The organism is Mesorhizobium sp. M0106, from assembly GCF_040322715.1.
Taxonomy (GTDB): Bacteria; Pseudomonadota; Alphaproteobacteria; order Rhizobiales; family Rhizobiaceae; genus Mesorhizobium.
Genome location: NZ_JAMYUA010000116.1, coordinates 1 through 1698, shown reverse-complemented (window position 1 = coordinate 1698; position 1698 = coordinate 1). Strand labels below are relative to the sequence as shown.

The window sequence follows — 1698 nt, the reverse complement described above, 5'->3', positions numbered from 1 at the left end:
TCGCCAACCCGTTGCGGTCCTCAAATGGCGAGAACCGTCCTTATCGTTACGAGCCCGCTATGCCTTGGTCAGTTGCCGGCGCTGAGATCGGAGATCGAAGTCAATACTCATTTCTGGGGATGTCCCTTTGCAGTTAATTATGAGAATCGCATGTCAATCATTTCAGTTGGTTAGCTGTGCGCTTAATTTGAAAACGTGCACTATCGCGGTAGGGACGCCCATTACTGGGCGCCCCCCCGCTCAGATCCGAGCGAGCCCGATTCGAGCACTCGGCTCCTACCTTGGGTGGCTGACGGCGAAGCGCGCATTGGGCCACGGGTGAAGGATGCGTGGTTTGGGGAGCCAGTCGTCGGTCAGCTTCGTCATGCGGGCCCAGGTGAAGCCGTCTCGTTGGCTGCGCCGCCGAAGGGTCCGCCGCCAGAGATCGGTCACATGGTGCCGGAACGCCGAGAGCGCCCCGCCATTCGTCGGGACCGCATAATAGGCGAAATGACCTGTCACGACCTGCCTCAGCCACTTCCCCTGTTCGGGGATGGGCCAATGCATCCGACGCCGCAGCTCCGCCTTGATGTCCTTGAGCTTCACCCGCATGCGGTCGCCTCGGGTCTTCCGCTTAAGCAGGAAGCGCCCCTTTCGCGATTTACCGCAGATGAAGGTAAAGCCCAGGAATGCGAAGGTCTCCGATTTGCCGAGCCCGCGTTGCTTGCGGTCGACCGCCGCGAAGCGGCCGAACTCAATCAGGCGGGTCTTTTCCGGATGGAGCGACAGCATGAACTCCTCAAGCCTCGCGCGCATCGCATCGAGGAAACGACGGGCGTCGCCCTCGCGCTCGAAGCCGACGATTACATCATCGGCATAGCGCACGATGATCATGTCGCCGGTGGCCTCGCGCCGTCGCCAGCGGTTGACCCACAGGTCGAAGACATAGTGCAGGTAAATATTGGCCAGAAGCGGCGAAATCACCGAGCCTTGACCCGTGCCCCTGTCATCTACCGTCACGATCCCATCTTCGAGAATGCCCGCCTTCAGCCATTTCCGGATCAGGCGGATGATGCGCTTGTCGCCGATCCTGTGTTCCAGGAAGCGAACGAGCCAATCCTGGCTGACGCTCCCGAAAAAGTTCTGGATATCGGCGTCTACAATCCAGTTCACCCTCCGCGTGTTGATCGCTACGCACAGTGCATCCAATACATCGTGCGACCCTCTACCGGGCCGAAACCCGTATGAGAAGCCGCAGAAGTCGCCTTCATAGATGGCATTGAGCACCATGACGGTTGCCCCTTGGACGATTTTGTCTTCCAGAGCGGCAATCGCCAGCGGCCGCTGCTTTCCATCTGCCTTCGGTATAAACGTCCGGCGAGACGGTTGCGGGCGGTACGCTCCCCGATGAACCCGTTCGTGCAGGTCCCTGAGCCGAGGCTCAAGGTCTGTCTCGTAATCCTGCCACGTCATGCCATCCACCCCGGGAGCGGCCTTGCGCTTGAGCACGTAGAACGCCGTCCGCAGTGTATCGACATTGATGTGGTGGAAGAGCGTGGTGAACTTCTCCTTCTTCCTCAGCCTTGCGGCTTGCCGTACGCGATCCAGCGACTGGGACATGCGAGCCCGGCTCCGTGTCCGGTGCATGTGTTGCTGTTCCGCGTTCCCCTTGGTCCCCGGCCTTGGCTCCACCAGCTCCGCCGCCGGTTGTCCGGCTTT

The 1698-nt window shown here is 60.5% G+C and carries 1 protein-coding gene; it reads right to left on the bottom strand.

All coding sequences use genetic code 11. The features are described 5' to 3' along the window. Nucleotides 1–276: 276 nt before the first annotated feature. On the bottom strand, nucleotides 277–1698 hold a 1422-nt coding region (gene ltrA / locus NKJ55_RS35305; RefSeq protein ID WP_352453911.1), incomplete at its 5' end, for a group II intron reverse transcriptase/maturase.